The 20,112-nt window shown below is 62.1% G+C and carries 16 protein-coding genes; 7 read left to right on the forward strand and 9 right to left on the reverse strand.

The features are described 5' to 3' along the window. Window positions 1–21: 21 nt before the first annotated feature. Both BLQ01_RS00800 and BLQ01_RS00805 read right to left on the reverse strand, forming a co-directional pair. Window positions 22–933, reverse strand: a complete 912-nt coding sequence (locus BLQ01_RS00800; RefSeq protein ID WP_026546473.1) for a GGDEF domain-containing protein — start codon at window positions 931–933, stop codon at window positions 22–24. After that, a complete protein-coding gene (locus BLQ01_RS00805) occupies window positions 930–4,466 on the reverse strand; it encodes a hybrid sensor histidine kinase/response regulator (protein WP_091549742.1) in 3,537 nt (1,178 codons plus the stop codon). Before BLQ01_RS00805 ends, BLQ01_RS00800 begins: the two co-directional genes overlap by 4 nt. Window positions 4,467–4,673: 207 nt before the next feature. On the opposite strand from BLQ01_RS00805, the gene BLQ01_RS00810 reads away from it, so the two are divergent. Further along, the gene (locus BLQ01_RS00810; RefSeq protein ID WP_254779094.1) at window positions 4,674–5,090 is read left to right on the forward strand and encodes a VanZ family protein; all 417 of its coding nucleotides are present in this window, start codon (window positions 4,674–4,676) and stop codon (window positions 5,088–5,090) included. On the opposite strand, the gene BLQ01_RS00815 is transcribed toward BLQ01_RS00810, so the two are convergent. Continuing rightward, window positions 5,087–5,716: an arsenate reductase/protein-tyrosine-phosphatase family protein gene (locus BLQ01_RS00815; protein WP_091549744.1), complete on the reverse strand. Its 630-nt coding sequence runs from the start codon at window positions 5,714–5,716 to the stop codon at window positions 5,087–5,089. The two genes, BLQ01_RS00810 and BLQ01_RS00815, sit on opposite strands and share 4 nt — an antisense overlap. Beyond that, the gene (locus tag BLQ01_RS00820; RefSeq protein WP_051420711.1) at window positions 5,713–7,242 is read right to left on the reverse strand and encodes a tyrosine-protein kinase domain-containing protein; all 1,530 of its coding nucleotides are present in this window, start codon (window positions 7,240–7,242) and stop codon (window positions 5,713–5,715) included. Before BLQ01_RS00820 ends, BLQ01_RS00815 begins: the two co-directional genes overlap by 4 nt. A gap of 232 nt (window positions 7,243–7,474) precedes the next feature. Between BLQ01_RS00820 and BLQ01_RS00825 the strand changes: the two genes are divergently transcribed. From BLQ01_RS00825 to lepB, 4 genes are all read left to right on the forward strand, one after another. After that, window positions 7,475–8,263 carry a helix-turn-helix domain-containing protein gene (locus BLQ01_RS00825; protein ID WP_175493308.1) on the forward strand — a complete coding sequence of 263 codons (789 nt, stop codon included), beginning with the start codon at window positions 7,475–7,477 and terminating at the stop codon, window positions 8,261–8,263. Between the two features lie 189 nt (window positions 8,264–8,452). Further along, the gene (locus BLQ01_RS00830; RefSeq protein WP_254779097.1) at window positions 8,453–9,094 is read left to right on the forward strand and encodes a hypothetical protein; all 642 of its coding nucleotides are present in this window, start codon (window positions 8,453–8,455) and stop codon (window positions 9,092–9,094) included. Between the two features lie 145 nt (window positions 9,095–9,239). Continuing rightward, window positions 9,240–10,358: a PqqD family peptide modification chaperone gene (locus BLQ01_RS00835; RefSeq protein WP_091549746.1), complete on the forward strand. Its 1,119-nt coding sequence runs from the start codon at window positions 9,240–9,242 to the stop codon at window positions 10,356–10,358. Window positions 10,359–10,360: 2 nt separating this feature from the next. Beyond that, on the forward strand, window positions 10,361–11,062 hold the full coding sequence (gene lepB, locus BLQ01_RS00840) for a signal peptidase I (RefSeq protein ID WP_091549747.1): 702 nt from the start codon (window positions 10,361–10,363) through the stop codon (window positions 11,060–11,062). A 9-nt stretch (window positions 11,063–11,071) separates the two neighbouring features. On the opposite strand, the gene BLQ01_RS00845 is transcribed toward lepB, so the two are convergent. Genes BLQ01_RS00845 through BLQ01_RS00860 form a run of 4 tightly spaced genes read right to left on the reverse strand, consistent with a single transcriptional unit; the run spans window position 11,072 to window position 15,358 of the window. Further along, on the reverse strand, window positions 11,072–12,208 hold the full coding sequence (locus BLQ01_RS00845; RefSeq protein WP_091549748.1) for a hypothetical protein: 1,137 nt from the start codon (window positions 12,206–12,208) through the stop codon (window positions 11,072–11,074). Next, window positions 12,205–13,263, reverse strand: a complete 1,059-nt coding sequence (locus tag BLQ01_RS00850; RefSeq protein WP_091549749.1) for a polysaccharide pyruvyl transferase family protein — start codon at window positions 13,261–13,263, stop codon at window positions 12,205–12,207. The genes BLQ01_RS00845 and BLQ01_RS00850 overlap by 4 nt, the downstream gene beginning before the upstream one ends. Then, a complete protein-coding gene (locus BLQ01_RS00855; protein ID WP_217638345.1) occupies window positions 13,260–14,303 on the reverse strand; it encodes a glycosyltransferase family 4 protein in 1,044 nt (347 codons plus the stop codon). Before BLQ01_RS00855 ends, BLQ01_RS00850 begins: the two co-directional genes overlap by 4 nt. After that, a complete protein-coding gene (locus BLQ01_RS00860; RefSeq protein ID WP_081733501.1) occupies window positions 14,300–15,358 on the reverse strand; it encodes a glycosyltransferase in 1,059 nt (352 codons plus the stop codon). The genes BLQ01_RS00855 and BLQ01_RS00860 overlap by 4 nt, the downstream gene beginning before the upstream one ends. A 375-nt stretch (window positions 15,359–15,733) precedes the next feature. Here BLQ01_RS00860 and BLQ01_RS00865 point away from each other — a divergent pair, with 375 nt between their 5' ends. Beyond that, a complete protein-coding gene (locus BLQ01_RS00865; protein ID WP_091549750.1) occupies window positions 15,734–16,843 on the forward strand; it encodes a nucleotidyltransferase family protein in 1,110 nt (369 codons plus the stop codon). Window positions 16,844–16,958: 115 nt separating this feature from the next. Then, the gene (locus tag BLQ01_RS00870; RefSeq protein ID WP_175493309.1) at window positions 16,959–18,359 is read left to right on the forward strand and encodes an O-antigen ligase family protein; all 1,401 of its coding nucleotides are present in this window, start codon (window positions 16,959–16,961) and stop codon (window positions 18,357–18,359) included. Window positions 18,360–18,458: 99 nt separating this feature from the next. Here BLQ01_RS00870 and BLQ01_RS00875 read toward each other — a convergent pair whose 3' ends face one another. Beyond that, on the reverse strand, window positions 18,459–19,922 hold the full coding sequence (locus BLQ01_RS00875; protein WP_081733333.1) for a sugar transferase: 1,464 nt from the start codon (window positions 19,920–19,922) through the stop codon (window positions 18,459–18,461). Window positions 19,923–20,112 lie beyond the last annotated feature (190 nt).

The following is a 20,112-nucleotide window of genomic DNA, read 5'->3' on the forward strand; positions in this document are numbered from 1 at the left end:
CCAGCTACCATCCCTGTCCGTTCATTCCGCGAGGGCATCGGCCAGAGTCACCCGGTTTCGGCCGGAGGCCTTCGCCGCGTAGAGGGCAAGATCGGCTTCACGCAGGAGTTGCTCGCTGCCCGCCCGGTGCCCGTCCGTGAAGGCCGAGACCCCGGCGCTGATGGTCAGGACACCGTCAGGATCCCCGGAATGCTCGATCCTCAGGCCATGGACTGCAGTCCGGACCCGCTCCATGACGGCCGCGGCGGTTGCCGGGGACTGGTCGTGGAGGACCAGGAGGAACTCCTCGCCGCCAAAGCGATAGACGGCGTCGGCCTTCCGGACTTCGCGGGCAAGGGTTGTGGCGATGGCCACCAGCGCGGCGTCCCCGGCCTGGTGCCCGTAGATGTCGTTGAAGCTCTTGAAGTTGTCCACGTCCACCATGGCCAGGCAGTAATCGTGGTTTTCGCGGCTGTGAAGTAAGACAAGGTCCTCGGTGAGTTTCAGACGGTTATGCAGCTTGGTCAGAGGGTCCGTCCGCGCCTGCTCGGTCAGTGCCGAACGGTAACGGGCAAGGTCTGCGTGCAACGAGGTGATTCTCCGGGCCGCCAAGAGCCTGATGTGCAGGCTGAACGGGTCCAAGGGCTTGGTGACGTAATCGTCTGCCCCGGCTTCCATGCCTGCCAGCACGTCCTGCCGGGAGCCGTGCGAGGTCACCAGGATGATGTACGTGTAGCTGTCTTCCTCGGATGCGCGGATGGCGCGGCAGAGATCCAGCCCGTTCAGGCCCGGCATCATCAGATCAGTTACCACGGCTTCGGGGCCGTGTTGCTGGTACAGCTGCCAAGCCGCGTCGCCGTCCACCGCCACGATGCACTCATGGCCGGACTGCTCAACGGCGGCCTTGGTGATCATCCGGGAGATCTGGTCGTCGTCGGCGATCAGGACTTTCATGAAGCTCCTTGGAGAGTGCGTTCGAGGGCAACGTCCACCCGCTCAAGTTCTGCCTGCAACTTTGTGAGGACGGGCATCCCGAGCGGAGCCAGGTCCGGCCCTGCCTGGCGACCCAACCGCTCCAGATCCTTGCAGAGTGCTGCGGCACCTGCTGCTCCAATGTTGGAGGCCGCGCCGGCGAGTTTGTGAGCGGCCGCTTCGACGGCGGACGCTTGCCCTGCGCCCAGTGCGGTACCCAGTGCTGCCAGGGTGGTTTGGGAGTCTTGCCGAAAGGCCCGGATTGCGTCTGGCAGGAGGCCCAGACCGTCGGCGGGCCCAAGTTCGCGGAGTATCTGCAACCTGTCGGCGTCAAGAACCACAGCATCGAGAACAGCGGCCCCAGCAAGGACGTCACCTTCAACACCAACGCCGTCAACACCAACGCCGTCAACACCAACGCCGTCAACACCAACGTTCGACGTCGACGCTGCCGCCGGCACCTGCGCGACGCCCACCGCAGCTCCGGGCGCGACGCCTGCCGCCGGCACCTGCGCGACGCCCACCGCAGCTCCGGGCGCAAAGCCGCCCACCGCCGTCGACGTTTGCTCTTGTTCCGGAACCCAGCGCGTCAGCACACCAGCGAGCTTGGCGAGGTCCACGGGCTTGCTGATGTAGTCGTCCATGCCCGCGGCGAAGCAGCGCTCGCGGTCCTCGTTCAAGGCTCCAGCGGTCATGGCGATGATGGGAATCCGGGCCGCGTGACCGTTCCTGGCCCGGATGGCCCGGGTGGCATCAAATCCGTCCATGACCGGCATGTGGCAGTCCATGAGCACGGCTGCGTACTTTCCGGAGAGGGCTGCGGTCACTGCTTTGGCGCCGTCGTCCACAATTTCAACGTCGTAGCCCAGCCTGTTCGCCATGCCCCGGGCCACCAACTGGTTGACCTCGTTGTCCTCTGCCACCAGGAGTTTGCCCAGGCGCGGGACCGGCTCAGCCAATGTAACTGCCTCCACTTGCATCGGCTGTGCAGGGGAACCCGGAATCCGGGTGGCCATCAGGCGCAGGAGCCGGTTGTAGAACTCTGAGCTTCGCACGGGTTTGGTGAGGTATTCGCGGATCCCGGCGCTGAGGAGGTCGCCCCTTTCCACTTGCATGGTGGAGGTCAGCAGGATGATTCCCGGCGACCCGGCGCCGTCGTTTTCGTCCTTGATTTGGCGTGCCAGTTCCAAGCCGTCGGTGTCGGGCATGCACATGTCCACCACGGCAATGTCATAAGGGTGGTGTGTTAACACGGCTGTGCGGTACTCGTCCATGGCGGAGGCGGCATCGGCGACGGCTACCGGCTCCATGCCCCAACTGGCGAGCTGCTTTTCCAGCACCAAACGGTTGGTGGCGTTGTCGTCCACCACCAGGACCCTGCGGCCGGCCAGGGTGGCGGGCAAGGTTCCTGTGTCCGTTGGCGCCGGGCCGATGGGAAGTTCAAGGACAAACCAGAATTTGCTGCCCGAGCCCGGTTCGCTTTCCAGGCCGATCCTGCCACCCATGACCTCCGTGAGGCGCCGGGAGATCGCCAGGCCCAGCCCGGTGCCTCCGTAGCGGCGGGTGGTGGAGGCATCTGCCTGGGCGAAGGATTCGAAGAGCCGGTGATGGTCCGCGGCGCTGATTCCAATGCCCGTGTCCCGGACTTCGAATCGCAGCGAAGCGTTGTCCGAATCGCGGTTGATGACGGAAATCTGGATTTCCACTTCGCCGGCGGGGGTGAATTTGACGGCGTTGGAGGACAGATTCAGGAGGATCTGCCGGATACGGCCGGCATCGCCCATCAGGCGTTCCGGGACATCAGGGTGGCAGTAGGAGATGAGTTCCAGGTTCTTTCCCTGGGCTGCCTCTGCAACCAACCCGGCCACCTCGTCCACCAGGGCCCGGGGATCGAAGGCGTTGACGTCCAGATCCACTTTCCCGGCCTCCAGTTTGGAGAAGTCCAGGATGTCGTTGATCAGCGTTAGCAGGACTTCGCCGGCGCCCTTGACGCCTTGGGCGTACTGCCTCTGTCCCTCGCTGAGGGGCGTGTCCATCATGAGGGAGGTCAGCCCGATGACTGCGTTCAGGGGAGTCCGGATCTCGTGGCTCATGGTGGCCAGGAACTCGGACTTGAGCCTGCTCGCTTCCAAGGCTGCTTCACGGGCCGCCAGCAGTTCGGCTTCGGCGGCCCGGCGTTCGGTAATGTCGCGGGAGATGGTGGCGACGCCGCGGATTCCGTTCTCGCTGCGGACGGGGGACAGGGTCACTGAGACGGGGATGGTGGCGCCGTCACCGCGTTGCCGCTCGGTTTCGTAGTTCTGCACCTCACCGCTCCGGGCGGTGGATTCCAAGGCCTGGCGTTCCTTGTCCAGCAGGTGCGCGGGGACAAAGAAGTCGCCCTTCCTGCCGATGGCTTCCTCGGCCGGATATCCGTAGATGCGTTCGGCTCCGGGGTTCCAACTGGTGATGACGCCGTCCGGTGTTTCGCCAATGATGGCGTCGCCGGAGGAGTTGACGATCGCCCCGAGTCCTTCCAACTGGGCAGTACGTTCTGCCACTTTCGATTCGAGATCGCGGGTCAGCGTCACATTTTCGACGACGATCAGCACCTGCCGCACGATCACGAAGACCACCACCACCAGCCCGGTGACCAGCAGGACGGGGTCCTCGCCAATGGGACGCGTGCGGGAGAAGAACACCGCACTGAAGACAGGCACGTAGGGGAGAAGCTCCAGGGCCGCGGCGTAGGCCCGCCCGTCCTTCCGCGTGCTGTCCGCTTCGGGGAGCAGTGGGCTGAGCCCTACCAGCAGGAAGGCCAGCACCCAGCCCAAGGCCAAGGGGGAACCTGTAACCCCGGTGATGCCCTGGAGGGTGAGGCTCATATATGTCAGGTCGGTGATGGCCAGGATCCAGAAACCGAGGGCCATGCTCAGCCACGGCAGCCGGCGTCCGCGGGCCGCCCGCATGGTCAGGACGATGACCACGGAGACCATGAGGACGTCCGCGATGGGGTACGCCATCTGGGTTATTCGGGAGAAGGCATCCTGGTCCGTGGCTGACGCCAATGGCCCCAGAACGGAACTCCAGGCGATGAAGAAGGTGGAGCTGGCCACTACCCCGGCATCCAGGATGGTGCGGCGAAGGGGCAAGCGCAGCCCCTGGCCCCTCAAGAGGAGCACAAGGCCAATGGACGTGGGCAGGGCGTACCAAACAAAGCCGATATCCGCGAACGACGGGAAGGGATACTGGTGGTCCAGGGCGATGCCGTTGATGGTCCACACGCTTTGCCCGGCGCTCCAGGCGGCCAGTCCGGCCACGATGAACCAGCGGCCAGCGGAGTTGTCCTTCCGGCGACGGGCCGCGAGCGTGTGGGTGGTCAGCGCGGTGAGTGCAGCGAGAAGGATCGCCAGGTCACCGGCGAGTTGCGCCGTCGTCGTTCCTGATCCGCTTGCCAATCCGACGGCCAGCAACACCAGGCACAGCGTTACGGGCACCAGGAAAAGTAGCCATCCGTGCCGTGTCGTCGAGCGCATCGGAAGAACCCCGTGCTTCACTCCTGCCACTGAACCCCTGCCTTAGAAAGTGGCCCCACCAAAAGCGAACAACGCGTCTTGCCTGCGCTGAGGAGAGCATACGCCGAAAACGCCCGCGGAGAGCAGGACAGGCCGCAGGAAAACCCTGGGGGCAGGGGCAGGACCTATAGTTGAGGGCTGCAGGCACGAGCGATCCGGAGGAGGTTGGTGGTGGTTTACCCGAAGGTCGCCCATCGGTGGATCCAGGCCTTGTTCGGCGTGTATCTGGTGGCATTGGCCTTGGTGGTTTTCCTCCCGGCGCGTGAAGCCAGCACCGTGACGGGGTTCGTGGGGGTCATCGCCGGCTGGCTTTCGCTGCTGGGCCTGCCACTCGAAACCGCTGCAGTGGGCGTCGAGTTTGCTGCCAACATTGTCCTGTTCATGCCGTTCGGAGCGTTTGTGCGTCTTCTTGGGCCCGGGCTGTGGACCTGGTGGACGACGGGGCTGCTCGCCGTCGGGTCATCGGCGTTGATCGAAACGATGCAGCTGGTAATTCCGGGCCGGGTGACGGCGATCTCGGATGTCGTGGCGAACACCGCGGGGGCCCTGGTGGGCCTCTGGTTGATGAAAAGACTTGCCGCCTAGAGGTGTTTGCGCAGGATTTCCGCGACCTCGTTGCTGTGGCCGGCGATGCGTCGGGCGACGTCGCGGTGCACAGCTTCGGTGGCGTTGATGGGATCGGGAATGTCGTCCTCGTCCCGCAAGCCGGCCGTTGACCGGACCGCTGCAGCACGGCTGACTAAGCCGGCCAGGGGTGTGTTTGTCGCTGCGCCGGTCACTGACGCCCAGCTGGCGGCGGCAGGCGCTGCCGTGCCTTCGCCGGACGGGAGGTTCGCTGCCGAGCGGGCGAACTCGGCCATGGTGAACGCGCGCTGCGCGGCGCCGGGATATTTCTTCACCAGCTCGTCCCGCTGCTTGCGGGTCATGGTCAGCACCAAGGCGGCGGCGTCAACCATTTCGGCAGAGATCTGCCGGCCCAAAGATCCCTCCGGGTTGCCGCCGTACTCCCTGGACAGGGCGGCGGGAAGGGGCTCCATGGGTGCCCCAACGGCCGCATGCAGGCCAGCGCTGACTACCTCGAAGGTGGTCAGTCCGAGGTCCTGGAGCCGCGTACGGATCAGTTGCCCGGCCAGCGGTGACCGGCAAATGTTGCCGGTGCAGACGGTCAGAATGGACGACGGCGGCTGGGCACCTTGGCCGGTGACGCTCACAGGGCGTTGGTACTTTCGCGACGGCGGCCACGACGCTGGTCGGTGAGCTGGACCTGCTCCGTGGCAGCCACCGGAGTGGACTCAGCTGCGGGAACGTGATTGGCCTTTGCAGCTTCCTCGCCGGTGTCCTTGCGGTTGTAGTACGTGTAGTACTGGTACCCGTAGTCCTCGCCCTTGGAGGATTTGCGCGAAACGCCGTTGATGATCAGACCCAGGGGCCTGCCCTTGACGCGTTCGAGGTTCTGCAGTGCACGCTTGAGTTGGTCGTAGGTGGTTTTGCCTGCGCGGCTGACCACCAGGGCTCCGTCCGTGCGGGCAGTAAGGATTGCTGCGTCCGTCACCGGCAACAGCGGCGGGGCGTCCACCAGGACGATCGCGTGTTTGGCGATGTCTTCCAGCAACGTCCGCATGACGTTGGAACCCAGAAGTTCGCTGGGGTTCGGGGGTACTGAGCCGGCACCGAGCACAAAGAGATCGCCACTTTCGCCCCATGGCTGCAGGACGTCGTTGAGCGTGGCCCTGCCGATGAGGACATCGGTGAGGCCTACGTTGGTCAACAGTCCAAAGGTCTTGGCAACGGTGGGGCGTCGGAGGTCACCGTCCACCACAACCACGCGCTGGCCGGAGGCTGCGATGGTTTGGGCCAGGTTGGCCACCACCGTGGTTTTTCCTTCACCCGGGAGCGCGGAAGTAACAACGATGATGCGGGGCGGCTCGTCAACGTCCATGAACTGGAGGTTGGTCCGGAGCTCGCGGATGGCTTCGGCTACGGCGTAGTCCTGGTGGTTTTTGTTCTCAAGATCGTTACCACCGCGGGACATCACGAGGCGGTTGACGCCGTCGAAGTTGTTGTGGAACGGGACGGTTCCAATAACGGCGACGCCGGTTTCGGCTTCCAGCTGGACCGCGGAACGGACCCGGCGGTCAAAGATGTTCCTCAGCAGTGCGTACCCGATTGCCAGCAGCAAGCCGGCAACTACGCCAATCATCAACGCGAGCCTGGTGTTGGGGGAGGTCGGGGTGGTGGGAAGCTGTGCAGCATCCAGCGAGCGGAAGCTGACAATGGAGGTTTCGCTGCTGTTGCTGCCCTTTTCAAGCTCGGCAACCTGCTTTGCGACGCCCCTGACCCACGCCTCTGCGAGGTCGCGTGCACCTTCCGGGCTGCTGGCTTGCGCGGAGAACTTCAGGGTGGCGGTGTCCTGCGGATTCTGGGCGGAGATCCGGCTGATCAGCTGCTCAGGGGACGTTCCTTGGAGCTTGAGGTCCTGGATAACGGTTTCTGCCACGGACCGTGATTTGGCGACGTCAAGGTAGGACTTTGCCCGGGATTTGGAGTAGCTCTCACCGGCCATGGCCGTTCCCAGATCCTTATTGACGCCCACTGAAATGATGCCGCTGGCATCGGCGCTGAAGACCTTGGTTTGAGTCAAAGTCCAGCCGAAAGCGACTATTCCACCCAACACGGTAATGGCAATCACTGAAATCCAGTGCGCCCGCAGGACCTTCCAATAGTCCGTGAGCTCCATGAAATTGTCCCCCTGATGCAGTGTGGCGCCGACACGTCGACACAAAAAGAACGCAGTTCTTGCACTGCGTTGTAAGTATCGTAACGTGCTGACCTAAAGGGGATACCCACCTTACGGTGGGATGGGGGGTTTATGAAAAATGCAGGATACTGACTTTCTCCAAATGGGAGCGGTGTACTTCGCGCAGGATCAACAGGGTCTTCAGCGGCATGCAGAATGCGTGTTCGGCGAGTTGACTATCAGTTCGCTTTCCGGGGATTTCAACGCCCTCGATGTCGGTTTAGACGACACTGTGGACATTTATTTCGTAGCGTCCGGACTCATTCGGGACCCCCTTTCAGGGGTGCAGCTTCCGGCCAGCCAGTCGGTTGTTGTGGTCCCCGCCGGCAGGGGATTGCCGTCTCCGTTCATCGGCGAAGCGGACGCCAAACGAATCAGAATCCAGAGAAGTGCGGCGGAGACCTTCGTCCCGCACGCGCTGGACAGCGTCACCATCACCCCCGTCCGCTCACGGCTCGATGATGCTGCTGAGGCCTTTATCGGGGCCATTCTAAACCAACCCGCCCGGCACGGTTCAGCCATTGAGCTCTATGCCACGGAGCAGATCCTTCTGGAGCTCACGGGCAGCCTCCTGCTCGATCATTGCGGGGTTTCCTGGAATTCCACATCACTGACTTCGGTGCTCCGCGACCAGGCTATGGCGGTCATCGCCCAGCGCTGTGCTGACCGGGAGCTGAATCCCGAGGCAGTGGCCAAGGCAGTCCAGTCGTCGTTGCGACGGGTGCAGGCCGCGTTCGCGGAAGTGGGAAATTCCATTGCTGCCGAGATCCGCAGGCAGCGCGGCAGGCTGGCGCGGACCCTGCTGACGGACGCCCGCTATGACGTCCTGAGCGTCCAGCAAATCGCCGAGCAGACCGGCTTCGGGACAACGGCTGCCCTGCGCAGGGCGTTGGATGAGCTGTATGGCTGCGGGCCGCGGGACCTCAGGGAACGCCGGGGGAGCGAGGCTGCAGCGTCCTAAGCGCCACCTGCCGGTAACGGCAGAGGACGTTTCGCGCAGACCTTGAACCGTTCAGCGACAAAGTTCCCGCAAGGGGTGAATCTGTTGCTTTCGGTCAAAAATGCATAGGTAATGTCTATTCCTGATGGGGGAACTCGGCATGTGCTGGATTCCAACCGATGGTTTTCATTCCGAGTTGAAAGAAGTGCAATGAGCGACGAAGTTACTGGTTACAAGCCGCATTCCCGCCGCGCAGTGGTCAAGGGCGCTGCCTGGTCCGTGCCCGTTATTGCTGCAGCTGTGGCTGCCCCGGCCGCTGTAGCGTCGGTGAACACTTTGGACCTTGCCTTCACGGCCTCCACTACAGACCTTCTTTCCCTCAACCTCCTCGATACCACCGGTGTGCTGACGGCCCAGGCACTCATTACCGTTCCTACCACGCTCACTCTCACGAACGGCCCGGGCGCTGTAACGGAAACCGCTGCCGTGACGGTATCGGTTGCCCGGCCGGGCGGCATCAACATCTCGGTTGGACGGGCACGCGGCTTTGGTGTCTACTCCTTCAACGGAACGCCTACCACTGCCGGGCAGCGCACTGCCGTGTACCAGTCCGCTCCGATTGTTGGACAGTTCGGCTTCCCGGCCACTACCTGGACCAATAACGTGCCCGTCACGGTCGCCAGCAATGGCACGTTGAACCTTCCCATCGTCTTTGGACTCGCAGGTACCAGCACTGGACTTGCCATCAGTGCTTTGGCAACGTTCCCTGTCACGGTAACCGTGGTTATTGGCGGCCGTACCTTGACCGCTACGAGCAGCATCTCCGTTCCTGTTGGTGCCGGTCTGCTCTAGGTCTTTTTTCGAATTACCGCGAAAGCGCGTCAGTCATTTGGCTGACGCGTTTTCGTGCGTTTCAGTAATGCGGATTAGGGTGTTTGAAGGCCGTCGACAGAAAACACTTTTCGGTTGTTTGGCCTGCTGATCATAGGTGGGGGAAATGCAGAGCGATGACATCCTGATCGATGCATTGGGCGGTTTAGTCAGGATTCGATTCGATTTTTCGGGACAACAGGTCGATGCGGACCGGCTTGGGAAACTCCACAAGCCCTGGTCTGATGCTGTTGCCGAAAACAGGGATGCCCGCGGCGTTGAGGACAACGTCCCAGAATTGCTCTGGCCTTTCCCGGACGACGACGGACTCCCGGAATCTGTTGCGGAACTGTCCACACACACAACTTTGGCAGCTATCGAGGCTCAACGGGGCCGCCTGCTGATGCTGCATGCGGCAGGAATTGCCCACCCGTCCGGCCAGGTGCTGGCGTTTATCGGTCCGTCCGGAAGGGGCAAGACCACCTTGGCGCGGCACCTCGCTGCGGAATATGGCTACGTCACTGATGAGACTGTTGGCATCGCGGCCGACGGCACGGTGCACCCTTACCGGAAACCCTTGTCCGTTATCCGGCCTGCCGAGGTGTACAAGGAGCAGCTGGCCCCTTCTGCCCTGGGTCTTGGCGGGCTGCCGGCTGCGCCCCTTCATTTGGCCGGGTTGGTGCTGGTGTCCCGGCTGGATGATTTCACCGGGGAGCCCGGGATCGGCACCTTGGGACTGTGCGAGGCCTTGGTAGCGATCGTCCCGGAGATCAGCTATCTGGCCGACATGGACAAGCCACTCCAGACCATTGCTACCCATGTAGACCGCTGCGGCGCCATTCGGCAAGTCATTTACGGTGAGGCACCTGAGGTCCTGGCCCTCGTCCCTGAGCTGTTGGCACGGGAGGAGCCGGAGGCCTGGGAGGCAGTCCTGCCCACCATGGAATCCACCGGAGTGCAGAGTCCGCTGGCGGCGGAGTCATATTTTCCTGCTCCGGTACTGGATGCGGTGGAATCCGGTGGCCTCACAGCTGTCCTGGATTCAAACCGGGTTGTCCATGTCCTGGATGGAGTGGGACCGCTGGTCTGGAGGTCACTGTGCGAGGGCCGCGATTTTGATTCGCTTGCCCAAGAGGTGGAGTTCGAATTCGGCGCTCCCCCTGAACAGAACCTCCACCAAGCGGTAGTGCAGGTTCTCTCGACTCTTGCCGATGCGGGGCTGCTCGTACGCATCCCGGCCACGTAACAATGGCGCCCGTTACTACGCAAGCTGCCCGCCGGCGTCGTCGATTGCTCCGTTCACCGTGGAGCCACGCACTGCTGGCGTTGATCCTGGTGGCACTGGTCCAAGGCTTCCTGGTGAAGATCTACCATGTGCCCACAGGCTCCATGGAGCAAACCCTCAACGTGGGCGACCGCGTGTTGGTGAACCGGACGGCCTACCTCGCTGCAGCCCCCGAACGCGGGGACGTGGTTGTCTTCAGCAAGCCGCCAAGCTGGGGGCCGGCACCTGACCGCAGGTTCCTGCGCAGCAGTGTGGGCTGGTTCGGTGAACTGACCGGCATCGGCCCGGGCAACACGGAGTATTTGGTCAAACGGATCATCGGGGTGCCTGGTGACACGGTTGAATGCTGCGACGCCGCCGGCTCGGTCATGGTCAATGGTGACGTTGTCGGAGAACCGTATGTTTATCAGGATTTTCCGTTGCACCCGGGCTCACTTGACTGCTCGACGGCGGTAAAGTCGCCCCGCTGCTTTGAGCCGCTGCTCCTCGGCGAGGACCAATACCTGGTGTTGGGCGACCACCGGTCCAACTCGGAAGACTCCGTTGCAGCCTGCAGGAATCCGGCAGCTGCTGCCGACTGCGTCAGGACTGTCCATCGGGGGGAAATCACGGGGCGGGTGGACTGGCGGGTCTTTCCCTTCGACACGTGGGGACCACCGGAGTAAGGCCAGGCGTCAGGCGGCCCGGGTTGCCCTTGAGACCGAGCGGTACCGCGCGTACAGCAACAGGCCCGTTACGGACTCCACGACGGTAAGCCCCAGGAAAAGCACCGCCAGGGAGTCGCTCCAGAGAATCAAAGCCACGCTGACCGCGAGATACAACAACGAAGACACGATCCGAATCCAGAAGACCTGGCCCACCATCCCGGCCCGCCGCAGGTACGTGAAGGGCAGCGTCCCCGGGATGCTGACCAGTTTCCAGAGGCAGGCCAGTGATAGGGCGCCGAGTGTCACCACATTCCACGCGGAGCCGAACAATGCCTGGAAGACACCAAGGACTTCCAGGACCAGAATGAGCGCAATGGCCACGATGCTGAGGGCGGACATGCCCAAGGCGAGACTCTTGGATTCCGCTCCGAGCAGCCGCGTTCGCATGTACCCCAGGATGGGTTGTAGCGCGCCGAGGACAGTGATGGTGGCCTTGAGGGCAACAGCTTCCTCATCCCGCTGAAGGAGGTACACGGTTGCTACGATCCCCAACGGAACCAGGGCCACCATAGCGGTCTCAAGGGTGATCCAGGCCGTTGGCGCAAACCGTGGCCGGCCCAATGCTTTATACGGGGTTTTCAGGGCTCGGATTGCGATCGCCGCTGCCATGGATGAGCCCAGGACCGCGACGGCCCACTGTGAATCGTGTTGTGCAAGGATCAAGGCGGTTCCGGCGCCAAGGACCAGCGCGGTGGCAGTCAGGGCCTCCATCTTCCACCCGGCCGTGTAGGCAGCATGCATCCGGCCTATCTGCAGGGCCACCATGGCGCACGGCAAACCAAAGGCCAAGGCTGCAATGGAGCTTGGGAAAATGATCATCGCCAGCGTTCCCGCGACGCCCAGGACCGTGGCCCACGCCGGGATGTAGGTCTTCTCGGCCAATTGCGAATCGGCCATCCGTGGTTCCAGGAGGCCTGCAGCAATGACACCGGCGCAAAAGGAACCGATGCTCAGGATCAGGGCTATATGTGCCTGTCCTTCAAGGGCGAACAGCCTGGCTGCAACTGCTTGGAATGCTGCAGGAACGATCGCTGTGACAGCTCCTGACGCGACCATGACCAACGATTGGAGCACGCTGCTCCGGGTGGCCGTAGCAGTGGTCATGCTTTGATGCCTTGGACGGCATTGTGAAGGCTCTCACCCAGGGCCGTGTAGGCCTCGCCCGTGTTGGCGGCGGCACGGTTGACTGCTGCGTCGTATTCCGTGCGGGCAGCCTCATCGGTCAACAGGCGTTCAACCTGGGTGTGCACAGTTTCCGGATCAAAGGCGAAGGCGTTGTGGACGAAGTCTTTGAGCCCCAGATCCTCGAACGCCGCAAAACCTTTTCGCTCATAGGACAGATGAACAACGTAATGGCCCGCTTGCAAGGCCATGAGGGCAGCATGCAACCGCACGGCTACTACTACCCGCTTGGCGGATGTGCCCTCCAGCAAGTCCCCGCGGCTGAGGATCCGCCGCGGCTTGAGGCTCTGCATGGGGGAGAGGTCCTGGTTTCCGCCGGTTTGGCTTTGCACGTATCCGTCGAACGATCCGAGCAAGCCCGCCAGCTCAATGATCGGCGCAGGAAGGCCGCCGCGGAGGTTCCGGACTGAATACACGGGAGTAGGTTCCACTGAATGTGTGGTCCGCGCCGGAACGCGCAGGACTGCCATATCGGGCACACGCCCGACGACGGTCGGCAGCCCGAGCTCCTGGACGGTGCGGTCATCGCGTGCCCAGACGCGGCTGAGGCGACCAAGATGCCGCCGGAACCAAGGGGCGCTGGCCAGTCGCAGGGGACCGATGCTCTGCGGAAGATAAACGACTTTCGCCCCGTGGCGGCTCGCCGCCCGCAGCTGCACACCATGGACCAACAGTGCTTTGGCAAGCTCTATGCAGTTACCGCCGCGGAGGTATCCACCGCCAACGCCCACAATGAGGTCGAAGCTGCCAAGGCTTGCCAGGGTGGCCAAATAGTCGCGGTCATAGCCCCGGAGGCTCGGCTTGCTTCGGCGCAGCGATACACCCGGGAGATCAAAACTGTCGGGATCCGAGGCACACAGTGTGAGGTCGATGGGCTCGGCGGGGAACGTCGCGTTGATGAGTTCGATTGCCTCGGTGACCAGCATGCCGTCGCCAATGTTGTCGGCGCTGTAGCCGTGGAGAATCAGGACCTTCATCGCTGCAACACCTTCTCGTAAACCGCGGTATGCGCCTCAACGCTGGCATCCCAACTGAATCGCCGCGCCCAGGCCAGGCCGGCCTCCCGGACCTGCTCTGTTGCTGCGGAACTGCCGAGGGCCCCTTCAATGCCACGGGCGATTGATTCAGCATCGGTGTCCTCGAACAAGAGCGACGGACCAGCAACTTCCTGCAGGGACCCCCGGTCCGAACAGATGACCGGGGTTCCGGAGGCCAAAGCTTCGAGAACGGGGAAACCGAAACCCTCATAGAGGCTGGGGAACGCAAAGAGTGCGGCATGCTGCATGAGGGCTACCCGCTCGTCATCATCGACAAAACCCAGATATTCGATTCCGGCAGACTCGATTGCCGCCATGGTTTCAGTGGCGTTCCACGCAGGCTTTCCCGCGATCACCAGCTTCACCCCCAGGTCCTTCAGTCCGGGGAGTGCGAACGCCCGGACAAGTTCGATCAGGTTTTTCCGGGGTTCGATGTTTCCGAGGTACAGGACATAGGGGGTGGACCGAAGATGTTGAAGCCGTTCCCCGAGGGCCCGAGGCCGGGCAAAGTAATCCGTATCGATGCCGTGGGGAATCGTCGTGATGAGTGCCGGATCCATCCCGAACACCTGGGCGACATCGTCTGCGCTGGACTGGGAGACAGTGATGACTGCATCGGTTGAGCGGATGGCCCGTTGTACCCGGGTTCGCCAGATTCTTTCCTGCTGCGCTGACCTGGCCGTCGTGATCCAGCGGCTGGCGACGCCGTGGACGGTCACCACCGAGGGGGCGCGGGTAGGCAGCAAAGGGCCGGTGTCAGCACTGTAGTGCAGCACCAAGCCTGGCTTTGCGGGCACCGTGAGACCCTGCCAGGTCTCCATGAGGGCAGTCAGCGCCGCACGCTTGGAGGACCTGAGTTGGCTGATCTCGACGCCCCTGAGCTCAAGCCCTTTGGCGATTTCCCGTGCATAGGTGGTGTTCCCGCCTACGTGGCGGGAGAGAATCCGGGAGGGGAACGACACTTGCTTGAGTCGGTTCAACGATCAGGCCCTTTCAGGTCATAGAGGTCACGAAGCGCAGTGTGCAGGGTTGAACGATTCATGCGGGCCAGCAAGCTGCGGTTTGCCGCCAGCGCCAGCTCTTTTGTTTCGGGGTGGTCCAGGATGGCAATAACAAGGCCGGCCACGCCGTCCGCGTCCTCCGCTTGCATGAGGCCCGAACCGTCCAAGGCGTTGATCCTGCGCGCTGCAATGGGAACGCCCTGGGCCGCTGCGTCGAGAACACTCAGGGGGAAGCCCTCATAGGCGGCGGTATGGACGTAGACAGTGCTGGACGCCAGGAACTTAGCCACTCCCGGATTGTCGATCCAGCCCGTCACCTCTATCCCTGCCTGCTCGAGGTGTCTTCGGAGTTGGGGATCGCCGTCACCTATCCACTGGAAGCGGATGGAGGGAACCTGGCTTCGAAGGGCAGCGGCAACATCAGTGAAGAATGCCGGGTCCTTTTGCCGGGCGATTCTTCCCACCATGGAAATTACCGGTACGCCCTGCCCGGTCTGTGGTTCCAGCCCTTCGGAACGGGTGGCAACGGTAGGCAGGTTCGGGATGGCAATGCACGTGGCTTCCGGGCGGAGGGCGCGGACCAGATTCTCTTCGTGGGACGACAACGTCCCGAATTTCCAAGTCCTCCGGGCCAGGAGCTTCTCGACACCTCGATAGAGTGCACGCTTCACCGTTGAGGTGTGGGGATCGTCGTGTTTGAAGCAGTGAGGTTCGTAAACCACAGGGGCCGCTGTGCGGCGGATACGGGTGTAGAACCCGGAGAAGCTTGAGTGGGCGTGGACAACCTGCGGCCTCAGCAGTTTGACGGTGGAGCCAACCCTGGCAATGCGTGTGAAGAGTCCCGAGCCTAAATCATGATGGCCGACGTCCAGTCCCTGCCACACAGGGGCAGGTTGCCCTTGTTGAAAAGGCGACAAAACCTGGTGGGTGAACTCTTTAGGGCTGTTTTCGATGTAAGTGCGCACAGCTTTTGGCACGCCGCCTTCGATGCGGTCCACCACATGAAGAATCCTGTTGGAATCAGCAGCCAGCAACCTGCACCTGCCCGTGTGAACGCGGTGTTGATTTGTTCTCTACCGAGCCGGCAATAAACCCACGCCAGTATTCCACGATTGCCACGCTCCCCCATTCATCGGCGCATCAGATGTACACTCCCGGCTCGTGGCAGTGCCTCACCCGAATTTTGATTAGAGGGAGGTAGTCACAACGGAGCCTGTCTGGTGTTGACCAAAATCAAGGATAACCGATCACGCGGCATAATCGACTATGTGTGGATTGTTTACCGTAAGCGCACTGATTAATTTGCCCGCGGGAATTGCGGTAGATTTATCAGGACTGAAAATTGCAGATGCGTGCGGGAATCTCAGCTGTTCCACGCCGTTCACAGGGGTCCCAGGGGAGGGCGGCGAATGACGAGCTGGGTAGCTGTCGCATACGGCGCGCTGGACCTTCGCGGCTGGCATGAAAACCAGACGGACGTCGAACTGATGCTTTTGGCAGTCGTGCCTTCCGAACCCATGGGCTTGGCCGGCACACCAGCCATCCTTTGGCGGAAACTCCTGGAAGGCCCAGTGCCTGATGCAGCCCTCGATGCCGGTGAGCAGGACTTGGTCCGTGAGTTCGCCGAGGCCGGCATCGCTTCCAGTGATCCTGGGCATCCAGCGCGAGTACGTGAACTCAGCCCGCCATGGATGTCCTCGCCTGTCCACGAAATGGTCTACTCATTGGTTGCCAGCGTGGCGCGCGAGAACGGCGTTGACGTTGTCTCCATCAAAGGTCCCCTGCTTCACCGCCAAGGTTTGCGGGAGAGGGAGCACTCCGGTGACGTGGATGTTTGGGCTGATCCCGCACGCCTGCAGATTCTCTGTTCAGCGCTCGAAGCGTGGGGCTGGAACGGAAGGACGGACCAGTGGTCCGGTCTCTCCTTCAACCACTCAGTGGCACTTGAACCCGGAACGTGGGGCTGTGAACTGGACGTACATCGCCACATCCCCGGGTGCGCAGATGAGGACCTGGCAGTTTTCGCAAAGGTGATGGAACGTTCACAAACCACCCTCTTTGCAGGGGTTCCCATGATGACGCCCGATCTCCCTGCACACGCAGTCATCTTCGCGCTCCACGATCTACGGCCGGAGGCCAGGCACGGGAAACCGGCGGTTGGAGCTGAGGAGCATGCCGGGAAACTGCGGCTCGCCGGCGAAGGAGCGCTGGAGTTTGCCAACAGCGTGAAGGCTTCGGCCGTCCTCGAGTCAGCCCTTCGACTCGCGTTTCCGGCGGCATTGTTTCGGGTTGACCACGAGGTTCCCTTGAACTGGAAGTGGCGCGAAAGCAAAGGCTGGTGGCGGGCCTATTGGATGATTTTCAGGTCCCTCCCAAGCGAAGAACGCCTGCTTTTCATCCGGAGGGCAGTGTGGCCCCAAGCAGAGGTCCTGGCAGCGTCCGACGACCGGGCAGGACGCTCTACGCCAAGTCTCATAGGCGCGCGGTTCCGCCGGATCGCGAAGCTCTTCCGCTGGTAGGCGAAGGCTAAGAGCGTGGAAATTGCTGGAATGAAGTGCAGATGATCGGCCATGGGGGCCGACGAAAATCGGGGGCGTTTGTATGGGGAATCAGGCCAGCCAAGGTGTGGGTGCCTTGAGCAGAAAGAGCGTGCTCCAGGAGGTGGGAGCCTCCGAGGGGAAGCCTGCGGTGATGTCCCGCACCAGGCCCGAGTCCCTGCGGGCGGTGCTGGCCACGGGCCCCTGGTTCCAACGCCTCATGCTGCTCAGCGTTGTCTTCATGCCCTTTCAGTACGCGTTGACCGTCCCCGTGGGCTTCCCCCTTAAGATCAGTGAAATATTGGGAGTCCTCGGCATAGCCACGTATGTTCTGGGCCGGAGGTCCGCCAGGAGAAAACGGGACCTCGCGAGTGTGGCCGTGGCCGTTCTCGCCATTGCCACCGTCTTCTCCGGGCTGGTCAACCTCACCCCGGGCAGTGGCGGCCTCAGATCGGTGGGCTATGACAGGGGCTACGAAACCGACCTCCTGCTCTACAGCGGCTACGCGCTCCTGGCCTTGTGTTACTGGTCGGTCCTCCGGCACGTGGATCGCCGTAAGACCGTGCGGGCGGTTGTCGCATCGATCTGGCTCTGCGGACTGGCAGTGCTGTTGCAGTGGGCCTCAGCGTTGTCCGGAAATACGCAGCTTATCGGGGTCCTTGGCTTCCGGACCTTGGGCGTGGATGACACCGTGGAGACACTTCGGTCGGGTCCATTCCTGGAGGGGCAGCACCTGGGCTTTTTTGCCGGGGCTGCAATTCTGGTGGCCCTTTACAACAAGAGCTACCTGGCTGCGGTGGTGGCGGCACTGTCAATCTTGTATTCCCAATCAACCACGGCCTATGCAGGCCTCGCCGTTGGAATTGCCTTGATGGTGATCCTCAAGTTTTCCAAAGTGGTGATTCCTTTGGTTGCAACGGCACTTGTTGGGGTTTTGGCACTGCTTTTTTCGGACAGCTTGCGGACCACCTTGGGCAGGCAGTTGGCAAAGGTAGGGTTTACGGAATTCGCACCCGACTACCAGTACGCCACAACGTCACTGAACCTGCGTGGCGTAAAGTCCCAGATCTCTTTTGACATGAGCGCGGACAATCCAATTTTCGGTGTGGGCCCAGGGCGCTATGGTGCATATTTTGACCAATACGTCAGCGGCCGTCAGCTGCCGTGGATCTATTCGACGGACCAAACGCGTCCCATTGCGGAGAACGCCTACGCGCACGTAGCCGCTGAGCTGGGATACGTCGCTCTGATCGCCTTTGGACTCCTGATCGTGGTCCTTCTGTGGCGGAACCTCAGGAATGCGTCCTTGATGGGCATGTTGGCTGTGTTCACTGCCCTTGGGGTGTCCACACAGTCGTCATGGACGTTCCTGCCGATCTGGACCTTCTTCGCCTTGCTGGCGGCTGACGACCCCGAGCCGGGAGAACCTGCGAAAGCAGCAGAAGTAGCGCCACAGGCCCTGTTGGACGGGCCAACCTCAGCTGCGGTTCCGCGCTGACGCTGCGGCTCAAGCCCCCATCCTGCTGCTCAAGCCCCATCTTGCGGGTCAAGCCCCATCTTGCGGGTCAAGCCCCGATCCTGCGGCTCAACCGCAAGATCAGTAGGCGCCGTCTTTGCCGACCACTGCCTTGGCAGTCCTGAAGAGGATGACGATGTCCTGGGCCAAGGACCAGTTCTCCACGTAGTAAAGATCCAGGCGGATGGACTCTTCAAGTGAAAGGTCGTTGCGTCCGCTGACCTGCCACAGCCCCGTCATGCCCGGCTTGACCAAAAGCCGCCTGACGGAAGCAAAGTCATACATCTCCACTTCGCGGGCCACCTGCGGCCGTGGACCAACCAGGCTCATGGTGCCGTTGAGAACGTTGAGGAGCTGCGGCAGTTCATCGATGGAGTAGCGACGGATCCACGCGCCCAAACGGGTGACCCGGGGATCGTCCTTCATCTTGAAGAAGATCACACTGTCCTGGCTTTGGGCTTGGAACGCCTCCAGCAAAGTCTCTGCGTTGTTGCGCATGGAGCGGAACTTGATCATTTTGAAGGACTGGCCGCCTTTGCCGATCCGTTCCTGGAAGAAGAAGGCAGAACCCGGGCTGTCCAGTTTGACCAGGATGGCGATCACCAGCATGGGTACAGCCAGCAGCAGAAGCAACATCGACGAGAGGCATACGTCCAGGGCCCGCTTGGCGAAGGCCTTCATCCCACTGAGTTTTGGCGTGGTGACGTGGATCAGTGGGAGTCCCGCAACGGGCTGCATGTGAATTCGGGGGCCGGAGATATCCGTGAGGGCCGGGGCCACGATCATCCCGATATCGCGGGCGGAAAGTGCCCAGCCCAGCTGCCGCAGGAAGGCGGGGTCAAGGTGTGCTCCGCCGCAGACCGCCACTGTGTCCGCTCCGGTCTGGTCGATGGAGCTCAGGACCATCTCCACGCTCGGAGAGGAGCCAAGCACGGGCAAATTGGTGGCGGCAGTCGACACTGAATCGGAGAGCAAGGCTGCCACCGGCTTGTAACCGGAAACGATGTGCTGGTTCAGCTTGTCAGAAAGGTGGTTGACGTTGTTCGGCGCACCGATCAGGAGGACCTTGTGAAGATTCTGTCCTTCGAGCCGGCTCCGGTGCAGGCTCCGGCGTTGAGCGAAGCGGACCGTTAGAAGGAGAATGACGCCCAGGGGGAGTGCCACGGAGACGTATCCCCGTGCTGTTTGCAGTTGAAAGACGTAGGAGACCACGGCTAAACATCCAAACAACCACAGGGATGAAACGGCCACGCGTTTGTATTCGTCACTGCCTGTGCCAAGGACCTTGGGGTCCCTCGTCCCGCCGAACTCCAGCGCGGCCGTCCAGGTCAGGATCAGGACGACGGAAAGAGTTGTGTAGGACAACTCCGTGTCTCCGCCGGCAACGGTGACATCAGCAGTGCCGAATCGGAGCAGGTGGGCCCCACCCACCGCGATGACAATGCAGGCGAGATCAAGGAATCTCATCTTGATGCTTTGGGCACGCAGCCACGTAGAGCCTGGAGCAAAAGCGACTTCGCGAGTGGCGGAGACAAAGGTGGTCATGGGGCTAGCCCTGGAATTGCAGGGTTGTATTGCCGGGCTGCCTTGCGGCTGACCGCGATATCTCGTTCCACAGCACAACGGTTTTAATCACGATTCAGCCCCCATAGCCATACCCCCAACGCCCCAATGGAGCGAATGAAACCAAAGACGCCCGGAACACCTGATGGTGTGACTTGACGTTTCAAAGGTA

The organism is Arthrobacter sp. UNCCL28 (genome assembly GCF_900102805.1).
In the GTDB taxonomy this organism is placed as follows: domain Bacteria; phylum Actinomycetota; class Actinomycetes; order Actinomycetales; family Micrococcaceae; genus Arthrobacter; species Arthrobacter nicotinovorans_A.

Coding starts and splice junctions, on each gene's coding strand:
- BLQ01_RS00800 (WP_026546473.1), bottom strand. CDS start 933: ATGAAAGTCCTGATCGCCGACGACGACCAGATCTCCCGGATGATCACC.
- BLQ01_RS00805 (WP_091549742.1), bottom strand. CDS start 4,466: ATGCGCTCGACGACACGGCACGGATGGCTACTTTTCCTGGTGCCCGTA.
- BLQ01_RS00820 (WP_051420711.1), bottom strand. CDS start 7,242: ATGGAGCTCACGGACTATTGGAAGGTCCTGCGGGCGCACTGGATTTCA.
- BLQ01_RS00830 (WP_254779097.1), top strand. CDS start 8,453: ATGAGCGACGAAGTTACTGGTTACAAGCCGCATTCCCGCCGCGCAGTG.
- BLQ01_RS00835 (WP_091549746.1), top strand. CDS start 9,240: ATGCAGAGCGATGACATCCTGATCGATGCATTGGGCGGTTTAGTCAGG.
- lepB (WP_091549747.1), top strand. CDS start 10,361: ATGGCGCCCGTTACTACGCAAGCTGCCCGCCGGCGTCGTCGATTGCTC.
- BLQ01_RS00845 (WP_091549748.1), bottom strand. CDS start 12,208: ATGACCACTGCTACGGCCACCCGGAGCAGCGTGCTCCAATCGTTGGTC.
- BLQ01_RS00850 (WP_091549749.1), bottom strand. CDS start 13,263: ATGAAGGTCCTGATTCTCCACGGCTACAGCGCCGACAACATTGGCGAC.
- BLQ01_RS00865 (WP_091549750.1), top strand. CDS start 15,734: ATGACGAGCTGGGTAGCTGTCGCATACGGCGCGCTGGACCTTCGCGGC.
- BLQ01_RS00875 (WP_081733333.1), bottom strand. CDS start 19,922: ATGACCACCTTTGTCTCCGCCACTCGCGAAGTCGCTTTTGCTCCAGGC.